This is a genomic window from Fischerella sp. PCC 9605, from assembly GCF_000517105.1.
Lineage (GTDB): Bacteria > Cyanobacteriota > Cyanobacteriia > Cyanobacteriales > Nostocaceae > PCC9605.
The window spans coordinates 579,751-601,842 of record NZ_KI912149.1; the positions used below are offsets into that span (position 1 = coordinate 579,751).

Sequence of the window (22,092 nt, forward strand, 5' to 3'; positions counted from 1 at the left end):
TTTTAGGTGCGAGTCTTGAAATGATTAATTTGTCTTGGTGTCTTGGTGTCTTGGTGGTGAAAAAGATCATCTTTAAACCACTAAGACACTAAGACACAAAGAGTACTAACTGAACTGTATTGGTTTATAAACCAAATCATATCAGGTTCGGGTGAACACTTATCATATTTGTCAGGGTCGGTAATCGGTAATGGGAAAAACCAATTACCAAGCTATAGTTCTAAATCCCATCAAGTGTTAGCAGCCAAAGCTTGATTAATATGGATTAACAAATCTTCCATTGATATTGATCTGGGTAAAATTTCGCTAGTAATTGCACCTGCGGCATTTTCTAATAGATTTTCTTCAGAAATATGAGGATTTAATCGCTGGTCGAGTATTAAAACAGGTGGTAATTTTACAGGTAACTGCCCTAGTGTTTGCAGTGCTGAATATACTTCTTTTGTAATATTGGATTCTCCCAAGCAAATGAGCAACAAATCAACACTTTCGTGACGAAGTTGTTGTAGCATTTCTGCCCAAGATCGGCTCATCGTAGCTTTAAGTCCAGCAGTTTGCAGATACTGAATTAAAGCTTGGAACCACTCAGAACCGCGGGAGATAGTCAGAGGTTTTAAGTCTTGGGTAGAAAAAGAGGCATTTTCCTTGAGACTCAAATTTGCCAATGCAAAGTTTTCTTGTGAGCGATCGCCCTGCATGTGCTGACGCTTTGCTTCTGGTAAATCTGGCAATATTGCCAAATCTACAACCAAGATGCTAGGAGGACAGCAAATGCCTGCTGCTATTTGCAGTACTGACAATAGGGCGTCTATTTTCTTGTCGTTACTGTTGTCTGCGTGTGAATTCATTAAGCAAGGAAACACAGACAATCCTGCTATTTGGGAAGCTGTCTGCGTAGTTGCCACATCACAGGTAACGAGTGGTAGAGTTGCTAAACGAGGATGCTTGCTGAGTTTTTGTAAGTAAGTCCCTGATGCTGGCATTTCTGCATCCAGCAAGACTACATCGAACTGCCAAACCCTAGCCAACAATTCTGCCTGTTCTATATCATCCACTTCTATAACCCGGTGCTGTTGTAGCAATGGGTGGAAATCTACCAGGCAGTCCCCCTCAGGATTAACCAATCTGAGAATTCGCAGTGGGGTATGAATAGGAGAAGCTTCGCGTTCCGCTTCCTGCTGCTTTCCCTGCGGTATGGCACACAAACTTTCTAACAGCGGTGCTAAAAACTGATGTTCCACAGGCAAACTCAAGAAACCATCAGCGCGGTTGGCAAATGCTTGCTCTTTTTCGGCTCCTGTTGCTGTCACAATCACGGGAATTTGGCGTGTGGTAGCATCTGATTTGAGCAAGGTTAGTACATCCCAGCCCGAAAGCAGGGGTAGTAAAGGATTGAGGAATATCGCTTGCGGTTGCAAGCGTCGGGCTTTTTCTACTGCTTCGCATCCCGATCGCGCAATCACCACCCGATAACCCAAACCTGTAAGCTGTTCGGTCAAATCTTCAATATACCGGGCTACCCCCTCCACAACCAATACTAAGCTGTTAAGGTGATTTTGAGGAGGAGGGATGGAGGGAGTGGGGGAGGATGTAGAGACGCGCCATGGCGCGTCTGAGCGTGGGAGATAGCCTGGGGTTTTAATCCTAGGAGGGGAGGTAAGCGAAGATTGGCTATTTTCTCTCCCTCTGGCTTTCCCCCCTTCTCCCTCTCCGATTTTCTGGGGAGGACTTGGCGGTAACAATAAAGTAAACTGGCTGCCTTTGCCTTCCCGAGATAAAAAGGTAACGTCGCCACCGTGGAGACGAGCGAGTGCCCTTGTTAACACCAATCCCAGTCCTGTACCCTCAAACTGGCGGGTAAGGGGATTTTCCAACTGTTGAAATTTTTGAAAGATTAAATGCTGTTGATGCTCAGGAATACCAATGCCTGTATCCCAAACTGTAAACGCAATCCAACCTTCCCAGCGATTGACTCGCAGCCCAATTTCACCACCTGTTTCGGTGAACTTAAAGGCATTGGAAAGTAGGTGTACTAGCATCTGGCGCAGGCGAAATTCATCTGCAACAATTTCCTCTAAACCTGGTTCAATTGTGAGACTGAATTGGTGTTCGTCTGATGTTGCGTGCGGTTGGTGAGAAATTGTGGTTCTGCGACTTTGAGCGTGGATAGCTTTTGCTTCACCGACAGCGCGATCGCAAACTGCACGAATTTTCACACTTGCTGGCATCAACTCCATTTGTCCCGTTTCCATGCGGGTCAAATCCAAAATATCATTCACCACACTCATGAGATGGCGTCCGCTTTGATGAATTAGTCCAGCATAACGGGCTTGACGCTCATTGAGTTCTCCTAACTGCTTATCTACGAGCAATCGCGATAACCCCAAAACTGCTGTCAGGGGAGTTTTTAATTCGTGGCTAATACACGCTAAAAACTCATCTTTTAACCGATTCAATTGGATTAAATCGGCATTTTTCGCCGCTAATTCTTTGCACAGTTGTTGCTGTTCGGTGACATCTGTAGCTAACATCAGCCACAAATCCGGATGAATTGCTGTGTCTGGCTGGGGACTTTCGATTTGCAAATCGGGACTATCTAGAGGAATTTTGGCAAATTGCCAAACTCGCTCTTGACCATTTTGCACTTCGACAACGCAGGTGCAAGTACCCTGTTGGCTATCTAAAAAGCAGCGGTTTTTACCAGAAGATAATTGTGGAGACTCCGGCAGGTTGTTGACATCAGCCAAAAGTTTGATAGATGTAGACTGCGCTTGGTAGTGATAGTCATTCTTGGTGGGATTGCCAACTGCTTTGGTAGTAGCGTATGCAGGATTTGTGACAATTGCGGGAGTAAGTATTGCTTCTACTTGTTGTCTGATTCCTTCTGGATCTTTTAATATTCCTAATTGCTGCCACCAAGCTGGATTTTGCGTTACTATCTCGCCTGTACCAGTTTGCAACATTAAAGGCCAAGGCAGCCTTTCCAACAACTGGATCAATGGCTGATGTTGCAATAGAGATGGATTTTCCGCTATTCCCTCTTTTGTTGACTTTGGAGCCATAGGTACTTTGCGGCGGCGGGATTTTACCTTGGGGGAAGCCACCCAAGCAGCTGGTTTGGAAGCATCATCGACTTCCCGGAGGATGGGGGAGTGCTTGCTTTCATCAGTTTGAATTTCCCCTCTCTGGTTCGCCCAAAATTGCAACAGGCGCGAACTATCTACAAGCCCGAAAAATTTTCCGTCAGAGTCAATTAGTGCCCAATCTCGGTTATTATTATTTTGGTTTTTTTGCGATCGCAAAAACCAACCAAATTCTTCCACACCCCAAGCAGCTGGTACAGTTTGTATTGGTTCAACCAAGTTCTGCAAATTCAAAGCTCTAGCTTTAGCGTTACCTGCTTGATTTGCTGCTAAAACTTGTGGTAGCAAACGAGCAGAATAAAGTACCCCAACGGGACTTTGTTGCTCATTCAACACTACCAGGCGATCGCACTGCTCTTGCTCGAAAATTTCCAGCACGATCTTCACAGTAGATGTTTCCAGGCAGCTGGGTACGGTGGTGATAAATTCATAAAGCGGGTACTTGAGCATTGACATAAGATTTTGGGGGTTATTCTTCATGTAGAAGCATCCAGCATCACCAAGCTACCAATCTAGTGATGATTTACACGCTTCCAGCTATATCCTCACCTGTGACAACTGCAACGCCTTGAACACAAGGAGCTTTACTCTTTAAGAGTTCGTTCCAGTGACAGCATTTGGTTGTGCTGCTTGAAAGTTCGAGGCTAACCACCCTACCCGACCGGAAGCCACCTTTTGGATAAGGCAGTTTATAACAGCGATCAGCCACCACCCACACCGAGAGCTTATGTCACCAGTATTTGGTGTTAAAACTCTACTTCGATAGCGACAGCTAAGACAATTATGGCTCCAAAGATTCGCTCTAGAACCTTTAGGAATTATAATGATTTAGAATGCGACAATCGTTTAACTTCGTTTAAGTATCTTATCAAGGAGTAAACTAGAAAAATCTATATTTCGGTAGATATAAAGTTGTCACTCAGAGATTCAAAGACACAGCCCAGAAAGTAAAATCTGTGTCAGCAAATCTTCACTCTAGTTCTAAAAGTCCCATTGACGAGCATTTACAACACATTCTTCCTCTGCATTTTCTCCTCCTCAAAAAACCACTAAGTACTTATTCTCAAGTAAATTTGTAACAGTTGTTAATAAGACTGTACAATTTGTTAAAACCCAGGGCAACCTACAGATAACTTCATAAAGTTACTCCACAACTACGTGAACTGGGAAATGGTTTGCTATATTACCAAAATCTGCTAAATTCACTACTCTTAGTCAAGATTGTTAAGGAGGTCTAGATACTAGAAAAATCTTGATGGTGTCAACAAAGCAATCGATCGCGCCAAATGTTCTAGTGTGGATAAATGACGCAATTCACTTGACATTTGCCACTAATACCAATAAAAAAATCCTTCCTTTACTGAAGGTCAAAATTAACTTTTTACTGAAGTGGTTGCAACAAACAAGAAAACAGAAACAATCCGAATTTACATATAGTTTGGATGCCAGCAGCGAAAATTTCAGCAAATGACAACAGCCGAGCAACAGGCATTTTTACAGGAACTAAAATCAGAGTACCGCAAAATTCTTATAAATTACTTTACCACAGACAAAACACTGCAAGAGAAAATTGATAAATTTATCAATGCAGTATTTTGTGCTAATATTCCTGTGCCGCAAATTATAGAAATTCACATGGAACTAATTGATGAGTTTTCCAAACAGCTAAAATTAGAAGGACGTAGCGACGAAGCATTGCTAGATTACCGCCTGACGTTGATCGATATTTTAGCTCACTTATGTGAATTGTATAGGCGATCGCTTCCTAAATAGGGTGATGTTATAGAAGTAAGCAAATGTTGTTTTCGTGCAGGAAATACAAGAAATTAGAAGACCCAAACACCAAAAACTAAACTCTTCGTCTTTTTTATAAGTTAGGTTTATTTATTTTATAAGTTAGATTTATTTTAGCCATGATGTACTAGCACTGTCAAACCTATTTCAATTGTTTTGATGTTAACCCTGCCCTACATTGCCACAAATATCAACTACATTTTGTTGTTTCATCTTCACCTGAAACTTGTCGCTCTATGAATCAAGTAAGAAAGACTTATGTTCTCAAGCTGTACGTAGCAGGGAACACCCCTAACTCTGTCAGAGCATTAAAAACACTTAAGAACATCTTAGAACAAGAATTTAAAGGAATTTATGCATTGAAAGTCATAGACGTACTAAAAAATCCGCAACTAGCAGAGGAAGATAAAATATTAGCCACACCGACATTATCTAAAATACTGCCTCCACCCGTTCGTAAAATTATTGGTGACTTATCAGATAGAGAAAGAGTACTGATTGGTTTAGATCTGCTATATGAAGAACTGATTGAGGAGGAGCAACTTCAAGAGTAGACCATAACACACAGAAAAAGTTAGGATTTAAAGTTTAATTAATATAATAACTGGGTTAAATTCCCATTTGTGAAGTATAAAACAGCAATGAGAGAAAAAGACCAACCAGAGAAAAACAACGCACCCTTACTTGGGGGTGTAGAAAAAATTCGTACGATGATAGAAGGGTTTGACGATATTAGTCATGGCGGATTACCTGTAGGTAGAACTACCCTGGTCAGCGGTACCTCTGGAACTGGCAAAACTTTATTTTCTCTCCAGTTTCTTTACAATGGTATTAGCTATTTTGAAGAACCAGGTGTATTTGTCACCTTTGAAGAATCCCCCAATGATATCATCAAAAATGCCTGTATTTTTGGCTGGGATTTGCAACGCTTAATTAGCGAAGGAAAGTTATTTATTCTGGATGCATCTCCAGATCCAGAAGGACAAGATATTGTTGGTAACTTCGACCTTTCGGCACTAATTGAGCGCTTGCAATATGCGATTCGCAAATATAAAGCCAGAAGAGTTAGTATTGACTCAATCACAGCAGTATTTCAACAATATGAAGCGATAGGAGTAGTGCGGCGAGAAATTTTTCGCTTGGTAGCGCGACTCAAACAACTCAACGTCACCACCATCATCACTACAGAACGTACAGAAGAATACGGGCCAGTTGCCTGTTTTGGGGTAGAAGAATTTGTCTCCGATAATGTAGTAATAGTCCGCAACGTCTTAGAAGGAGAACGCCGCCGCCGCACCATTGAAATTCTCAAATTGCGCGGTACGACACATATGAAAGGCGAATATCCTTTCACAATTACTAATGAAGGGGTAAACATTTTCCCACTAGGGGCAATGCGGTTAACTCAAAGGTCTTCCAATGTACGAGTGTCTTCTGGAGTGAAAACCTTAGATGATATGTGTGGCGGTGGCTTCTTTAAAGATTCGATTATTTTGGCAACAGGAGCTACAGGTACAGGTAAAACATTATTAGTAAGCAAATTTCTGCAAAATGGCTGTAACAACGGCGAAAGAGCAATACTATTTGCCTATGAAGAATCACGTGCCCAATTGTCACGGAACGCTTACTCTTGGGGAATTAATTTTGAGGAATTAGAACGTCAAGGATTGCTGAAAATAATTTGTACCTATCCTGAATCTACTGGTTTAGAAGACCATCTGCAAATCATCAAATCAGAAATTGCTGAATTTAAGCCATCTCGGATCGCCATAGATTCGCTCTCAGCCTTAGCGCGGGGTGTGAGTAATAATGCATTTCGGCAATTTGTGATTGGTGTCACTGGTTACGCTAAACAAGAAGAAATTACAGGTTTTTTCACGAATACAACCGATCAATTTATGGGGTCGCATTCAATCACTGACTCTCATATTTCCACAATTACTGACACAATTTTGATGTTGCAGTATGTAGAAATTCGTGGAGAAATGTCACGGGCAATTAATGTATTTAAAATGCGCGGCTCTTGGCATGATAAGGGTATTCGCGAATACAACATTACAGCTGACGGGCCAGAAATTAAAGATTCTTTCCGTAATTACGAAAGAATTGTCAGCGGAGCGCCAACTCGCGTTAGTATCGATGAAAAGGCGGAATTATCGCGAATTGTCCAGAGTTTTCAAGACAAAGACAGTTCCGATTCTTCTAGTTAGCATCGTGTTATATTCTGTGGTGAAAAAACGGTTTGAAGCCGCTTAATTTTTGTGTGAGGGGATGCGGTGAAAGGACAGATCATATTACATAGTTTCTTGCCCAGTGTCACAGCAGCAGTATTAACCACTCAACCCGCTTGGGCGCAGCAGGTAGTCTCTCCCAGTTTTTCTGGTGCTACCCATAGTGGAAGTTTTGTAGGTGAAAACACAAAAATCCAATATGCTGCTGACGGCAAGAGTTTTGCAAGTGCGATCGCCCCAGCGGATGGGACGAACGGCAACAAGCAGCAGTTGAAGAGTAAAAACACTGGGGCGATAATCACCCAAGCAGTGGGTGTACCAATAGGAAAAATTTCTGGGAAAGATGAGGGAGCGAATTTCAGCTTGACACCAACTGCCCATCAAACCCAGCAATTAGAGGCGGTTGGCTTCAACTCGTTCGGCGTCTACAGTGCAGATTTACAGCCAGAAACACAGCAAATTGCCACTTCAGGTGGTGCTGTATTTACAGCTGCCAATCAAGTAACTGTACCAGAAAAAAGTCGGGAAGAGCCTGCACCAGCCAATGCCAAACAGAGGAGGCGCGATCTCAGTACCCGGGTCGACTCAACAAATTCCCCTTCTGTTGTTCCTTCGAGCAAATCAGAAGACAGGATGAGTAGTGCGATCGCCCGCCAGCGATTAAAAACTCTATTAAAAAATAGAGTTATTCCTACTGCTACCTCCACAGCAAAAGTAATCTCCATTCCAGAACAGCCTTTGCCCGATTCTGCTTTTGAAATGCCAGTTGTAGTCAAGTCAAATCTTGACACAAAATTCTCACCATCTTTACAAAATATCGCCAAAGGTTCAGGAGCGGCAAAGCTGCTAGAAGTGCAAAATTGCTCGCAGTACATGACAGTAAGCTTTGACTCACCTGCGTGCCTACAACAAAATCCCACGGATCTGTTAGCGCAAGCACCTTCCCCTACACCGACAGCGCCAACAACTCCCACAACTCCAACCATGCCTGTTACTCCTACACCAACAGCGCCAACAACTCCCACAACTCCAACCACGCCTGGTGCTCCTAATCAAGTAGTGCCTGGTGTTCCCAGTCCCAGAGTGCCGGTTGTTTCTCCAACTCCAAAATCACCAGTTACACCTGCGCCTAATTACCTCAACCCCAACCCCAATCCCTTGCGATTTCCTACAAGACCAGAGGAAGTCAGGCAGAAGGGAATACAACCGATTACTCTAGAACAGGCTGTAGAGCTAGCACAGCGTAATAATACGGATCTGCGGGTAGCTTTATTAGAACTAGAACGCGCTCGGGCTGCTGTGCGGGAAGCTCAAGCTGCTTTGTTTCCTACTCTTGATTTAAACGCTCAGATTAATCGTCAGCAATCTGCTTCTAGTCAGCTACAAGCTGAACGGTTAGAGCGAGCACAACGGGGTCTGCCAGAAGAACTTCGCGAGTCACCCTCAGATGAAGCCACTACGGCCTTCACAGGTACAGCACAACTGGTTTATAACCTTTATACTTCTGGGAGACGCTCAGCCAACATTGGCGCTGCTGAACAACAGGAACGTTTCCAAGAATTAGATGTTCTGCGTCGGTCTGAGGAAATTCGCCTCAATGTTGCTCAGAACTATTACGATCTGCAACAAGCAGATGAAAATGTACGCATTGCTGAGTCTGCTGTCAGGAATGCCGAAGTCACTTTGCGAGATGCACAAGCCCTAGAAAGGGCTGGTGTGGGTACGCAGTTTGATGTGCTGCGAGCACAGGTAACTTTAGCAAACGCTCAACAAGATTTGAGTCAAGCTGTGTCTCAGCAAGTAACTGCCCGCAGTCGGTTAGCGACTACGTTGAATATACCAGGGTCTCTCAGTGTCAGTGCAGCAGACCCTGTGAGATTGGCGGGTCTTTGGAATCCGACCCTGGAAGAGACGATCGTGCTAGCCTATCAAAACCGTCCGGAACTGCAACAGCGGTTAGCAGAACGTAACATTAGCCAGCAGAGACGGCGTCTGGCGTTAGCAGAGAAAGGACCACAAGTGAGTTTAGTTGCTAACTACAACCTGTTAGATCAGTTCGACGATCAATTTAGTGTTACAGACGGATATTCTTTGGGAGTGCAAGCTAGCCTGAATTTATTCGATGGAGGATCGGCAAGAGCGAGGGCAGATCAACAAACAGCTAATATCAAGATTGCTGAAACTCAATTTAGTGACACGCGCAATCAAATCCGCTTTCAGGTAGAACAAGCCTATGCTCAATTGAGAACTAGCTTGGATCAGGTGCAAACTGCCAATATTGCATTAGAACAAGCCAGAGAAGCTTTACGTCTAGCGCGTTTGCGATTCCAGGCAGGTGTCGGCACTCAAACAGATGTCATCGCTGCCGAAAACGATCTGACAAGAGCAGAAGGCAATAGCGTCCAAGCAATTTTGGATTACAACCGCGCTTTAGCTACCCTACAACGGTCTGTCACCGCCAGAGGATTAGGCCGAGCTGGTAGTTAGCCCGTATTATTTGGGTAATTGATTGAGCAGAGGAGGGTTTCAATAACTAGTGCAGTGCGGCAAAAATAACTACGCACTAAAAAACTAAAAAGCTGACTATATAAGTTTTGCAACCCCTGCGGTTGGAAGTGTTGAGTATTGACACAGAAGTGGTAAGAAAAATGCTTGCCACTCAGTTTGTCTTGGCGCTTACTCTTGATGTTGTTCGATTTTCAACGGCGATCGCCGCAACAACACTTAAGCTCAAAATCTCGGCTATGGCGTTCACAATCACCCACTTTTCCCATACAAACAAGTTGCGCTCTCAAATGTAATGGTTCGAGATAATTTGCCTTAGCGCATTTGTGACAACACAAAACCGATTGTTAACGCTTAATTACACTGACTTTTATACTAACCCTCTCGGGGATGGCACCGCATCCCCAGTCATGCGATCGCATGACTAGGATAAATTTTTGATGCTCTTTTGCCTACATGAGAAATACAGCAACTGGGGAAGATTCGGCGGCGAAGTGGAGTGCGGGCGTGCGGGCTGCTACAATCGAGACTACCACCCACAAGTCTTCCTGCCCGTACCAGGCACCGCCGAATAAGGGCGCAGTGTTCCCCAGTTGCGTCAATGTTCCCAGTCCCGGTTTTTTGTTAACGATCGCTTGACTTTCAAGACAGTCGCTACAATTTAAGGTTTACTTTATAAATCATCTCTAAATAGAATCTGCTGAAGAAGTGCCAAAGCGGTATCCTTTACCATAGACGCTATGAATTAGAGGTGTTTCACCAGTTAACTCTATTTTGCGTCGCAGCAAACGCATCAAAGCAGCAATGACATTACTACTAGGTTGTTCGTCATCTTGCCATAAATGTTGCATAATCTGAGCGTGAGTCAGCAGCTTGCCAGTGTTTTCCATTAAGTATTGCAGCAGCTGGCTCTCTTTTTCAGATAGTTCAATTATCCTTCCTTGTCGATATGCTACTTGGTTTTCTGGGTCGAGTTCTAGATCCGCTACCGTCAAGCGACCTGTGGGTGTACCAGGCGTCTCTCGACCAAAACGTCGCAACAAAGCCCGGACTCTTGCCAATAACTCCCGCAATTCAAAGGGTTTGATTAAATAGTCATCCGCACCAGCATCTAAACCTTCGACTCGGTCATCGAGAGTATCTTTGGCAGTGAGAAACAGTACTGGCGTCGTAACGCCTTGACGGCGCAATTCCTGACAAATCTCCAGTCCCGTTTTTCCAGGAAGCATCCAATCTAAAATCAATAAGTCATAATTGCCTGTTTGTGCCAACTGGCTACCACTTGTACCATCATAAGCAGCATCAACACTGTATCCCTCCCGAGTTAACACCCGACTCAAGGGGTCAGTCAGTTCAATTTCATCATCAACTACCAAAATTCGCATGATCAGCCATCAGTTTTTAGCTATCAGCTTTCCTGTATTATTATCATGCTGACCGCTGACGCTATTTATGCTTACTGTTGCACTGCCAAAAGGTGAACTTCTCAAACATAGCATCAAACTTCTACAAACTGTAGGGTTTGATTTTAGTGCTTTTTTAGACTCAGGTAATCGGCAACTGCAAATTACTGATACCAATGGAAAAGCGAAAGGACTATTAGTAAGAGCGCAAGATGTGCCGGTTTACGTAGAGTATGGTCAGGCACAACTGGGTATTGTTGGTTACGATGTGCTGCGGGAAAAAAAGCCGCAAGTAGCACATTTGGTTGATTTAAGGTTTGGCTATTGTCGGATGTCGGTAGCGGTAAAGCAATCAAGTTCTTACCGATCGCCCTTAGATTTACCCGCACATGGTAGAGTTGCTTCTAAATATGTAAACTGTGCACGTGAATATTTCCACAGTCTGGATTTACCCGTGGAAATCGTGCCACTATATGGTTCTGTGGAATTAGGGCCAATTACAGGCATGTCTGAGGCAATTGTAGATTTGGTTTCTACAGGGCGGACACTGCGCGAAAATGGTTTGATGGAAATTGCGGTGCTGTATGAAAGTACGGCGCGGTTGATTGCCCATCCTTTGAGTTATCGCCTGAATACAGATAATCTCAGCGATTTGATTGACAAATTGCGCCAAGCGACATTGGCGGAGGTATAACACTGTATCCCTTTGTGCCTTGGTGTCTTAGTGGTTAATATGAGTTTGTTGTGAACCACCAAGACACAAAGACACTAAGTACAGCTTTGTCTAAAATCGTAGCGTTTTTAAACGCAGAGGCTCGCAGAGTATTTCAGAATTGTATTCGCTACGAATTTATAAAATGTTGTACTAAGCAAAATCTTATTTGTACCACTCGTACTTTAACAAAGCTACAAAGCCTGCCAATGATATATAGTTGCTTGTTCAGATGCGTTTCAGATAGTTTACCCATCTACCGTTTCTAAGTTGGCAGACAGTACAAGAGCGATCGCAAAACATGAACAAGCGTAAGGTGCTTTATGGTTGTTATGGCGCGATCGCTCCAACTCAGCTTTTATCATACTGCTTACACTTCAGATTAATGGCTTGTCCGTACATTTCTAAGAACTCTCGCATCATAACTGTTGGTAAAACTGAACTTGTACCGACACCTGCTCAAAACAGCCTTAACAAGCACCTCAGAGGGCTAAAGTTACCGTTTAGCGGTTGCAAGTAACCTTTGTAATTTCGCTGCAACGAGGTTGTTAGGCTGTGTCCATTAACCTTTCACATGCGTGTAAGAGCCGCTACCTTAGTCAGCTTATCTGTGTTCAATCCCTCTAATTCATCGAGATGTAGCCAACCCTCTTTGACCAATCTAGCAAAGACAAAGATGAGAACTGAATATCTGTAGTCGTACTTGCCATCTATCTCGTGTCTCCTTGCACTTAAGAAATCGTGTAACCGCCACATATCATCAAGCTCTGCAATCGTACTTGCTTTTGAGCGAACTTCCTCGATCAAAGCATTGATTTCTCGCTCATAGGCTTTCTCGAAGGCTTCTTGAGCTACCTTTTTCTCTGTCTTAGACCATTCAATGTCACTCACTTGCATCATTAACCCTACAATCTACGCGGTCACTTATTTTATGGGCTTACGCCATTTGCTCAGAATAAGGGAGCGCCCTTGATCGCAGAGCGCTCACACAATCATTCACGGTGTACTTACACTGAGCATTTCTCTAACGAACCAGATTTAAAAGTTCTTTGGGAGATGCCAGCAAATCAATTGCCACAAAGAAAATTTTGTTCTGAGGATTGAGCAAGAACCGCCAAGCCATATTCATTCCCACAGCAGCACCAAACCAAGGAGTTTGCACTTTGCCAGTGACTTTCACCTGGGTGTAACCATCTTCTACCGGTTCAGAAATCCCGCGTTCCGGAATTAACTTAAGGTTTTGGCATTCTTCCTTAAAAAACCGAAGGATGGCATCTTTCCCAACGATCGGTCTTTGGAAAGGAGGTTGCAGGGCACCGTCAGGGGTGAATAGTTCAATTAGTGCCTCAAAGTCATTGGCGTTCAAATTGTCCATGTAGCTCAGCACCGTTGGATTGGTAATGCCTTCGATAGTGACTTGAGTGCGCTGTGACGTCTGTTTGGGGGCAACAACAGGTTCAGCAACTTTGGTATAGTCGCCCAGTTTGCTCGGATCAAACCCCATATCCACTACGGCATTGCGTAAGACCGTAATTTGTTGACCTTGATCCAGTTCTCTAACTGCTTGCAGTACCGCTGAAGCATTGGCAGAAAGCTGATAACCCGCTGGAATCGGAGCTACAATACCTTGATCCATCCATTGCCCAAGCTGATACCAGAACCCTAGCTTGATATTTGGAGACCAAGTAGCGTAGGTACGGCAAATCGGTGTATCAGCGTGGTTTGCCAGGTCACACATAACCTGCGTTTGCTCAGAGAAAGTCATTTGCCGAATTTGATTCAAGGTTGCTTCTGCAAACTGCATACTAGCAGCCCCTGGAGCAGCAACTGTAATTGTCTTACCCATTTCAAGATAAGCGAACCAAGTCCATGCTAGTTGGTCTTCGGCACTGAGCTGATTGAATCTAGCGATCGTGGCTGGTACTGCATCAGCCGATAAAGTATTAGGGAAAATACTACGGGCTGAGTCAATAGTAAATGGCATATTATACCTAACCTTACTAGATTTGCAACTGGCTAAAAGATAGAATTCAGAGCATTTGGGCGATATAACATCGCCTCTCGAATATTAAAATATCATGAAAGTTATAAATAATTAATAAAAATTTACATGCCTTTCAAAAAGATCTCTTCGTCTAATGGCAGTCAGGATCAAATATATAGCTGTGTAATTGTGCGATCGCTCCGTGTTAATTCCTGTGATTGATTGAATGAATAAATACCTAAATCTTTGTGCCTTAGTGTCTTGGTGGTTAATATCAGCGTATTTCTTACCAACCAAGACACCAAGTAAAATGAAAATTGCTGCATCAAAAACTCTTGTTAATTATTCCCCATAGTGTCCGCCAGTCACCTTACCCCGGAAGACAATGTACTGATAGATGTTGTAGAACAACATCACGGGAATCAACGCACCAATGAAAATAATCATGAAGACAAGCGCACTGGGATCGGCGGCGGCTTCATAAATAGTGATTTGAGTAGGAATGATGTAGGGGAACACAACCATTGCCAACCCAACGAACGTGAGCAAAAACAGCAGAATTGTCCAGATAAAAGGCGCTCTTTCTCGTTTGCGAAACAGACTTCTAATTAGTAGCGAAATGAATAAAACTCCCAGTAACGGAATCAGCGCAAAAATGTAAACTTGCGGACGATGAAACAAACGCTCTCTGGCGTACTCATAAAATATCGGAGTTCCAATCGTAATCAAAATGGCTCCGATTAACGTTGTTACAGCCGCAATTTTGGCTGTTTTATAGTGGGTTTCCTGCAATTCGCCTGTAGTTTTCCAAATCAAGTAAGTTGAACCAATCAGGACGTAACCTTGAATCAGCGTCAAAGCCACCAATACAGTCTGCCAACTTAACCAATCCCAAGTCGTACCAATAAACTGACCTGCTTCATTTACCTGAATTCCCTTCAGTACACCGCCAAGGGCAAATCCTTGACCCAATGCTGCCAGAAAACTCCCCGCGCCAAAGGCAAAGTTCCAAAATAATTTACGTTGGGCTTGTTCGCGAAACTCAAATGCTACGGCACGAAAAATCAGCCCAAACACCATCAAGATGATTGGGATGTATAAGGCATTGAGGATTGTGGCATAGGCGAGGGGAAATGCTCCAAACAAACCGCCTCCCATGAGAACTAACCAGGTTTCGTTAGCATCCCAAACGTTACTCAAGCTGGTCATCAAAATGCCACGGCGTTCTTCGGTGGAAGCTGTCAGGGACAAGATTCCCACCCCTAAGTCAAACCCATCCAGCATGACATAGAGAAAAAGGAAAAGGGCTAAAATGCCGAACCAAACCTGTGGCAGAAAATAACTTAGCGTCTCCATATAACCTCCTATTGCTGTGCTTCTACGGGACGCTCATCTGGAACAAATTCACCAGGAGTCGTATCTACAGCGGGTTTGGTTTCCACACCCGGTATGGGCAGGTCTAGCCTGGGGCCCCTGCGGATAATGCGGCTACCAAAGTACAAGTAACCAATAAACAAAATGCTGTAAGTTACGGCAAAGGCAGTTAAAGACACGAGAACATTGGTAGCGGGTACATGGGAGGCTGAATCGGCTGTGCGGAGTAGCCCATAGACTGTCCAAGGTTGACGTCCTACACAGCGCACAATCCAACCCGAATCTACTGCGATATATCCTAAAGGAGCCGCAAAAATCCAGGCACGCATCAACCAACGCTGTTGGGCGATATTTTCCGCCGAGAGTTTACCACGTAGCCACTGTAGGGTACTCCAGAGCATTAACCCTGCCAATAAGAAGCCAATACCCACCATGATACGGAAAGAATAGTAAATTAGACCGACTAAATGAGGGCGATCCTCCGGTTTCCACTCCTTTAACCCACGCACAGGTGCCGATAGCTGTTGTTTGAGTTCCAAAAGGTATCCTAAGGCATTGGGGATGGCAATTTCCCAGTCATTCTTTTCTGTTTTTTCGTTAGGCAATGCCACAATACTCCAATTGGCAGATTGACCAGCCGGGATTGTGTCCCACTGGGCTTCCATTGCTGCCAGTTTTGAAGGTTGATAGTAATACACTTGTTCGGCACTTAAATGCCCAATGTATATCTGCAATGGGGCAACTGCGATCGCTGCTGCTAAGGCAATCTTCAAAGCTTTAGAAAAGAAGGCTGGCTGACGATTGTTGAGAATGTACCAGGCACTTATTCCACCAATTACAAACAGTGAAGTCTCCAGTGTGGCAATAAACATATGCGACACACTAACCGCCATGAACGGATTGAAAATCGCTTGAAAATAATCGTGAACGACAAATTTTCCATTTACCATTTCTCCACCCGTAGGTGTTTGCATCCAGGAACTTGCCGTCAAAATCCACAAAGTTGATAGGTTGGCACCGACTGCAACCAGAATAGTAGAAACAAAGTGAATGATCGGATTAACTCGCTCCCAGCCAAACACCATAATGCCTAAAAAAGCAGCTTCTAGCATAAATGCCCAGGAAGCCTCAAAGCCAATCACACTGCCAAAAAAATTACCAACAGCTTCGGAAAACGGTGCCCAGTTTGTGCCAAACTGAAACTCCATCGGGATACCCGTAGCTACGCCAACGCCAAAATTAAGCAGATAGAGTTTTGACCAAAAGCGGGCATGGTAATAGTAATCTGGATTGCGGGTCTTTAGCCATATTCCCTCAACAATGGCTAGATAGATTGCCATACCTGTACTCAGCACAGGCCAAAGCATATGGAATATAGCTGTGAGCGCAAACTGCATGCGCGATAGCACCACTGTGTCAGACAAAAATTCCATAAATACTTCCCTTCACTGCTTGAACAGCTTATGTGTCAGGATCGTCACCCACTACATAAGCAGTGAATACTCTTGAGCGTGACAAACCTTTACAAATTTTTAATGTATGACTTGATGTCGTTAAAATCGGGGAAGGCGATCGCAGATATTGGATTTATTTGTATTCCACATTCAACTGGTCGCGATGCACGTGAGCTTTACTGGGGACTGGTGATTGGTGATTGGTGATTGGGAAAGAGCCTTGTTATAGTTCTTCCCCAATCCCTTTTACGAAAGAGATAGTTGCGTCAGGCGATCGCACCTGCAAGACTCTGGCTTCGCTGTTTGCTAATTCTTGGCGAAAATTCAGTTTTATAAAGATTTTTGGCTTTTTTTCTATTTTTCTCCCCAAAGTGCATAATTTGTTTTGTTCACACCAATCAGCAATACAGAAGGAAAGCTCTCATGCTTAAATTTAAGCCTACCAGTTGGTAGGGTTTCGCATCATTTCGGGATAAATACACATCATTAATTTTTTGTCAATACTTAAGTTCTAATATATGACTAAAATCACTATCAACGGTATATCGCTCGATCCAGAAGCCCAAAGAAGCGTGATGAATGCTACTGGTCTTATTAGTCCCGACAGTTCCCAGTCAAATTATATTCTCGTCCAAACAACTCAACCGCTCAACCGAGACCAGAAAAATCAGCTAGCAGCTTTAGGGGCTGAAATATTAGAGTTCGTGCCAGAAAATACCTATATCTGTCGTTACGAACCCGCTAATCTCAATGCTATCCGAGATCTGCCGTTCGTCGAGTGGGCGAACGTCTATTTAGAAGGCTTCAAAATCGCACCTCAACTACGTACTGCTACACCAACTAGAAACACAACAAATTTACTGGCTCTCGGCAGTGTGGACAGAGTCATTGCCCAACAGCCAAAACAAGTAACAGTCGTATTTCATAATAATGTTTCTATAGACGAGGATCTGCGCGATCGCGTTGCTGCTGCTGCTAGACTCAACCCTGAAGATCTGCAATTTAGTGGCAATTCGGTGAGACTCACCGTTCAACCCCAGTATCTTGAGGAACTAGCAAACATCGATGAAGTGCGACACATTGAAGAGTTTGTTCCCCGGCAGCTTTTTAATAACGTGGCAATAGGAGTTATCAATGCTGATAAAACTCACACTACAGCCAATCTTCAAGGAGCTGGTCAAGTTGTCGCAGTAGCCGACACTGGTTTCGACAAAGGTTCAACCACAGACGTTCATCCGGCGTTCACAAACAAAGTCCTCAAGCTTTACCCTTTGGGGCGATCGACTGCTAACGATCCGAATGGACACGGTACTCATGTAGCTGGTTCGGTTCTTGGGGATGGTAACTCGCCAACTATGGGCGGTTCAATTCAGGGAACAGCCCCAAAAGCTAAGCTAGTGCTTCAGTCTGTTCTGGATCGGCGGGGAGGATTAGGAGGACTTCCCAGCGATTTGAACGACTTATTCAAAGTACCTTACGAGAATGATGGAGTTCGCGTTCATACAAATTCCTGGGGGGCTCCAACACGCGGGCTATACGATACATCATCTCGACAAGTAGACCAATTCGTTTGGACTCATCGAGATATGGTCATCTGCTTTGCAGCAGGTAACGAAGGTATTGACAGAGATGGCAATGGGGTCATCGATAACGGCAGTATCGGTTCACCTGGAACGGCAAAAAATTGTATCACAGTTGGAGCCACAGAAAATCAAAGACCAGACCAATCGAAACCATATAGAACCTTGGGTCGCTATACAGTCGATCCCATCGCCTCTGATGGATGGTCTGATAACCCGGAAGGTTTAGCCGCTTTCAGCAGCCGAGGGCCGACTCAAAATCAGCGCATTAAGCCAGATATTGTCGCTCCTGGAACAGCTATTCTCTCGGCAGCTTCGCGAGATGCAAGACCCAATTCGTTCTTTGGCACATCCACAGACCGCCTCTATACTTTTTCGGCGGGAACCAGCATGGCTACACCTTTGGTAGCAGGCTGCGCGGCGGTCGTAAGAGAGTATTTTCTCGCTCAACATAGCCACCAGCCTAGTGCAGCTCTTGTCAAGGCAATGCTGATCAACGGATCAAAAGATATCTCAGGTCAATACGTTCCTTCTGAAGCGGGAGAGATTCCCAACTTTGCGGAAGGATTTGGTCGGGTTGATTTAGCAGCAACTGTAGGGCCAAGGGGCGAGAATGAACAGGTTATCTTTAAAGACGAAAACACAGAACTTGATACTGGCGAAGAGGAAAAAACTGAAGTAGAACTCAGTGAATCCATCTCTCATCTCAAGGTCACGTTAGTATGGACTGATTACCCCGGCGAGGCACTTCAGAGTGATTTGGATTTGATTGTGCGAACTGCGGATGGTCAGGAACGACATGGAAATATACCACCGACATCAACAGAGTTTGATCGGCTAAATAATGTCGAACAGATTATTTGGAGCGATATACCTGCTGGGAAGGTTGAGATATTGGTGCGTGCCTATCGAGTTCTATATCCACAATCTTACGCATTGGTTGTGCGAACTTCTCTCTAAATTACGTCTGATGTAAATTAAAACAGCAGGCAAAAATCATGTTTTGGAAATCGACCACAGATACACACAGATAAACACAGATAGATTATCCGTGTGTACCCCCTTCATTCCCCCTACAAGAGGATACAACTGGCGAATCAGGGGTATTACCCCTCATTGAAAATTTTTCGTCATTCCACTAGATGTACCAGACGCAAAATTTCGCGTCTGGTACAAACCAATTAAACCAATTTGTGGGCTGGGGGTCAGACCCACCATTTGCCAACAACATCCTTACCAGAAGCAGGGGATCTGAGACTTTCAGACAGATTGCACAGATGATGAAAGAAATCAAAGCGATTTTGGAGCAGTGATAATGTTAGGTTTAAACGTTCGTGTATCGTCCCGTAGGGAATTTAAACCTAATAAAATCCCGAAAATCTTAATTTTTGTGCTTTCAGCCGTGTAAATCAAGTTTTTGAGTCGGAAATCAAGTTTTTGAGTCGGAAATCAAGTTTTTGAGTCGGAAATCAAGTTTTTGAGTCGGAAACCTGTTTTTGTACAAAAATTTGGAAACGCGATCGCAAACAAATTAGATAGCGACACCTACAATAAGCTTGAAACAGCCAGATCCCCGACTTCTTCAAGGATACCGCTGGCGAATAGGGGGTCTTGCCCCTCATTGAAGATTTTTCGTCTTTGTGTGCTAACGAGGAGTCAGACCCACTATTCGCCAACAGCATCCAAGAGGGGGGAGGCAGAGGAAAAACTTTTATTTATTGTTTATCTGTGGTCGTTATCATCATAAAAAAGCGATCGCACTTACATGTGAACTACATCTAGCGCTACTGTTGCCTTAAAACAATCACGCCCCAGCACCGAATTGATTTTTATTATGAATAATTTGCAGGTTGTCAGTAATAATACTTATGATTTAGTAGTAATTGGTGGTGGCATCAATGGCGCTGGTGCTGCACGGGATGCAGCGCTGCGGGGACTCAAAACGCTCTTGATTGAGAAGAACGACTTTAGCAGCGGCTCGACAAGCTGGTCAACACGGCTAATTCATGGCGGGTTGCGCTATTTAGAATCTTTTGAATTTGACCTGGTGCGTGAATCTTTGCGAGAGCGAGAAATTCTCTTGCACATAGCACCTCACTTGGTAAAACCGCTGCTGCTGACAATTCCGATTTATGGCGATCACTCTCGTCCTTACAGGAAAATCCAAGCTGGGATGGTTCTCTACGATATTTTGAGCTTCGATAAAACCCTATTGTCTCACAGAATGCTACCCAAGCGGAAGTTTCAGCTGTTATTTCCTGACCTGGATTTTGAGGAGTTGCGCGGTGGTGCTCAATACTATGATTGTCAAGTGGCTTATGCTGAGAGGTTGTGCCTGGAGAACATCCTCGCAGCGCAAGAAGCAGGAGCAACGGTGCTGAACTACGTGAAAGTGAAGCAACTGCATCAGCAGAACAATAGGATTGCTGCTCTTACCTGTTCTGATTGCTTCACTGGCGAGGAAGTAACTGTGAAACTGAACTCGCGCACTGTGGTTGTAAATACGTCTGGCCCTTGGGTAGACCAAATTTTAGAGTCGATTACTCCAGATGGATCGACACCAAGCAGCAGTGAGAGTAAAAAAATCGGTGCTACCAAGGGTAGCCATATCATCGTCGATCCCTTTGTTGGCGCACCCATGACTGCACTGTATGTGGAAGCCAAAACCGATGGTCGTCCCTTCTTTATCGTGCCTTGGCTAGGTAAATACCTAATTGGAACCACAGATAAGCGCTTTCACGGCAATCTTGACCAAATCAAGGCTGATAACAGTGAGATTGACTATCTATTAACTGAAACCAATCGCATTATTCCCATCGCTCGGTTGTCTCGTCAGGATGTGAAATTTACTTACTCTGGTGTTCGTCCTTTACCTTGGGAAGAGAGTAAGCAACCTGGGAAAATAACTCGCAAGCATATCCTTTACGATCATACCAAAGAAGGGATTGTTAATCTCATTTCTTTGATTGGCGGTAAACTTACAACTTATCGCCAAGTTGGCGAAGAAATAGTTGATGCAGTCTACCGAAAATTAGGTTCTCAAGCTCCTGTTTGCCCAACAAAGCAGAAACCCCTACCCGGAGCCATATTACCCAACGATCCTCGCCTAAAGAAAGCCCTTGATGACTATAGCGATGTTATCCCACCAACTTCAATTCATCACTTATTTTCAATCTATGGGGCAAAAGCTGTAGAGGTTTTAGCTTTGACAGATAAGTCATCTGATTTAGCCGAAGCGATCGCCCCTGAATTACCAGATATTAAAGCCCAGATTGTCTATGCTGTAAACTCAGAGTTAGCACGGACGCTGGTAGATATTGCCCGCCGCCGCACGAGCTTGGCAATGCTTAGTCATTATGGCTTGGACTTGCTGCCTGTGATGACCGAAATACTGGCTAAACACTGCGGCTGGAGCACCCAGGATTGCGATCGCCAAATCAAGGATTATCATACTTACATCCAACAAAATTGCATTCCCGATTACGCGCTAAGTGAGCAAAGTTAAAGAATCAGTCGCCCCAATTTCCCCTAAACTCCCGCACCCGCTTCACAAGCTGGCATTTTCATCTCAGAAAGTTTCCCTTTTTGCACAAAATATTCGGATTGAAAAGCTGATAGCTGTATTAAAAAGTAAGTCGATATCGCTGGCAAGCTCATTGCCTAAATGAGAGTTTGAGGCTAGAATCGGTGTTTTAATAAGAAAGCCCCAGCGGAACTGGGGTTGATAAGAACGTTTCCTCTCGTCACTATAATCACCTAGTGAAGATTCGGGAATAGGGAATCTCTCCAAGAAATTGGGTAAAAATTAACCCCGGCCACACCGGGGTTAATTGTTGTAATAGCGCCTAAAAACATTACCAGAACTGGATATCAGAGCATATAGCAGCGAACGTATGAGATGTATAAGATATT

At 44.1% G+C, this 22,092-nt stretch carries 17 protein-coding genes; 10 read left to right on the forward strand and 7 right to left on the reverse strand.

The annotated features are described in order from the left end of the window. Positions 1-230: 230 nt before the first annotated feature. Positions 231-3,593 (reverse strand): ATP-binding response regulator, encoded by a 3,363-nt coding sequence (locus tag FIS9605_RS0117480; protein WP_026733757.1) that lies wholly within the window; start codon positions 3,591-3,593, stop codon positions 231-233. Positions 3,594-4,610: 1,017 nt separating this feature from the next. Between FIS9605_RS0117480 and FIS9605_RS0117490 the strand changes: the two genes are divergently transcribed. From FIS9605_RS0117490 to FIS9605_RS44110, 6 genes are all read left to right on the forward strand, one after another. Continuing rightward, a complete protein-coding gene (locus FIS9605_RS0117490; protein ID WP_026733759.1) occupies positions 4,611-4,916 on the forward strand; it encodes a circadian clock protein KaiA in 306 nt (101 codons plus the stop codon). Between the two features lie 257 nt (positions 4,917-5,173). After that, positions 5,174-5,491 (forward strand): circadian clock protein KaiB, encoded by a 318-nt coding sequence (gene kaiB / locus FIS9605_RS0117495; protein ID WP_026733760.1) that lies wholly within the window; start codon positions 5,174-5,176, stop codon positions 5,489-5,491. Between the two features lie 87 nt (positions 5,492-5,578). Continuing rightward, positions 5,579-7,147 carry a circadian clock protein KaiC gene (gene kaiC, locus FIS9605_RS0117500; protein ID WP_026733761.1) on the forward strand — a complete coding sequence of 523 codons (1,569 nt, stop codon included), beginning with the start codon at positions 5,579-5,581 and terminating at the stop codon, positions 7,145-7,147. 66 nt (positions 7,148-7,213) lie between these two features. Continuing rightward, positions 7,214-9,655, forward strand: coding sequence for a TolC family protein (locus FIS9605_RS0117505; RefSeq protein WP_026733762.1), 2,442 nt, complete (start codon positions 7,214-7,216; stop codon positions 9,653-9,655). A 131-nt stretch (positions 9,656-9,786) separates the two neighbouring features. Then, positions 9,787-9,969, forward strand: coding sequence for a hypothetical protein (locus tag FIS9605_RS42770; RefSeq protein ID WP_155960450.1), 183 nt, complete (start codon positions 9,787-9,789; stop codon positions 9,967-9,969). A 160-nt stretch (positions 9,970-10,129) separates the two neighbouring features. After that, positions 10,130-10,312: a hypothetical protein gene (locus FIS9605_RS44110; protein ID WP_197036072.1), complete on the forward strand. Its 183-nt coding sequence runs from the start codon at positions 10,130-10,132 to the stop codon at positions 10,310-10,312. Positions 10,313-10,359: 47 nt separating this feature from the next. Here FIS9605_RS44110 and rppA read toward each other — a convergent pair whose 3' ends face one another. Next, positions 10,360-11,058: a two-component system response regulator RppA gene (gene rppA / locus FIS9605_RS0117510; RefSeq protein ID WP_026733763.1), complete on the reverse strand. Its 699-nt coding sequence runs from the start codon at positions 11,056-11,058 to the stop codon at positions 10,360-10,362. A 67-nt stretch (positions 11,059-11,125) separates the two neighbouring features. Between rppA and hisG the strand changes: the two genes are divergently transcribed. Next, positions 11,126-11,770, forward strand: a complete 645-nt coding sequence (gene hisG / locus FIS9605_RS0117515; RefSeq protein WP_026733764.1) for an ATP phosphoribosyltransferase — start codon at positions 11,126-11,128, stop codon at positions 11,768-11,770. 588 nt (positions 11,771-12,358) lie between these two features. On the opposite strand, the gene FIS9605_RS0117520 is transcribed toward hisG, so the two are convergent. The 4 genes from FIS9605_RS0117520 to FIS9605_RS0117535 form a co-directional block, all read right to left on the reverse strand. After that, on the reverse strand, positions 12,359-12,685 hold the full coding sequence (locus FIS9605_RS0117520; RefSeq protein WP_026733765.1) for a hypothetical protein: 327 nt from the start codon (positions 12,683-12,685) through the stop codon (positions 12,359-12,361). 127 nt (positions 12,686-12,812) lie between these two features. After that, positions 12,813-13,772, reverse strand: a complete 960-nt coding sequence (locus FIS9605_RS0117525) for an orange carotenoid-binding protein (protein ID WP_026733766.1) — start codon at positions 13,770-13,772, stop codon at positions 12,813-12,815. Between the two features lie 342 nt (positions 13,773-14,114). Continuing rightward, positions 14,115-15,128, reverse strand: a complete 1,014-nt coding sequence (gene cydB, locus FIS9605_RS0117530) for a cytochrome d ubiquinol oxidase subunit II (protein ID WP_026733767.1) — start codon at positions 15,126-15,128, stop codon at positions 14,115-14,117. A gap of 8 nt (positions 15,129-15,136) precedes the next feature. Beyond that, positions 15,137-16,579, reverse strand: a complete 1,443-nt coding sequence (locus FIS9605_RS0117535; protein WP_026733768.1) for a cytochrome ubiquinol oxidase subunit I — start codon at positions 16,577-16,579, stop codon at positions 15,137-15,139. 78 nt (positions 16,580-16,657) lie between these two features. Here FIS9605_RS0117535 and FIS9605_RS42775 point away from each other — a divergent pair, with 78 nt between their 5' ends. Next, on the forward strand, positions 16,658-16,807 hold the full coding sequence (locus FIS9605_RS42775; RefSeq protein ID WP_155960451.1) for a hypothetical protein: 150 nt from the start codon (positions 16,658-16,660) through the stop codon (positions 16,805-16,807). A gap of 16 nt (positions 16,808-16,823) precedes the next feature. On the opposite strand, the gene FIS9605_RS46640 is transcribed toward FIS9605_RS42775, so the two are convergent. Then, a complete protein-coding gene (locus FIS9605_RS46640; protein ID WP_197036073.1) occupies positions 16,824-16,970 on the reverse strand; it encodes a hypothetical protein in 147 nt (48 codons plus the stop codon). Between the two features lie 148 nt (positions 16,971-17,118). On the opposite strand from FIS9605_RS46640, the gene FIS9605_RS0117540 reads away from it, so the two are divergent. Both FIS9605_RS0117540 and glpD read left to right on the forward strand, forming a co-directional pair. Beyond that, complete coding sequence (locus FIS9605_RS0117540) at positions 17,119-19,140, forward strand: S8 family serine peptidase (RefSeq protein ID WP_026733769.1); 2,022 nt, start codon at positions 17,119-17,121, stop codon at positions 19,138-19,140. A gap of 874 nt (positions 19,141-20,014) precedes the next feature. Then, positions 20,015-21,685: a glycerol-3-phosphate dehydrogenase gene (gene glpD, locus FIS9605_RS0117550; protein WP_026733770.1), complete on the forward strand. Its 1,671-nt coding sequence runs from the start codon at positions 20,015-20,017 to the stop codon at positions 21,683-21,685. Positions 21,686-22,092: the final 407 nt, after the last annotated feature.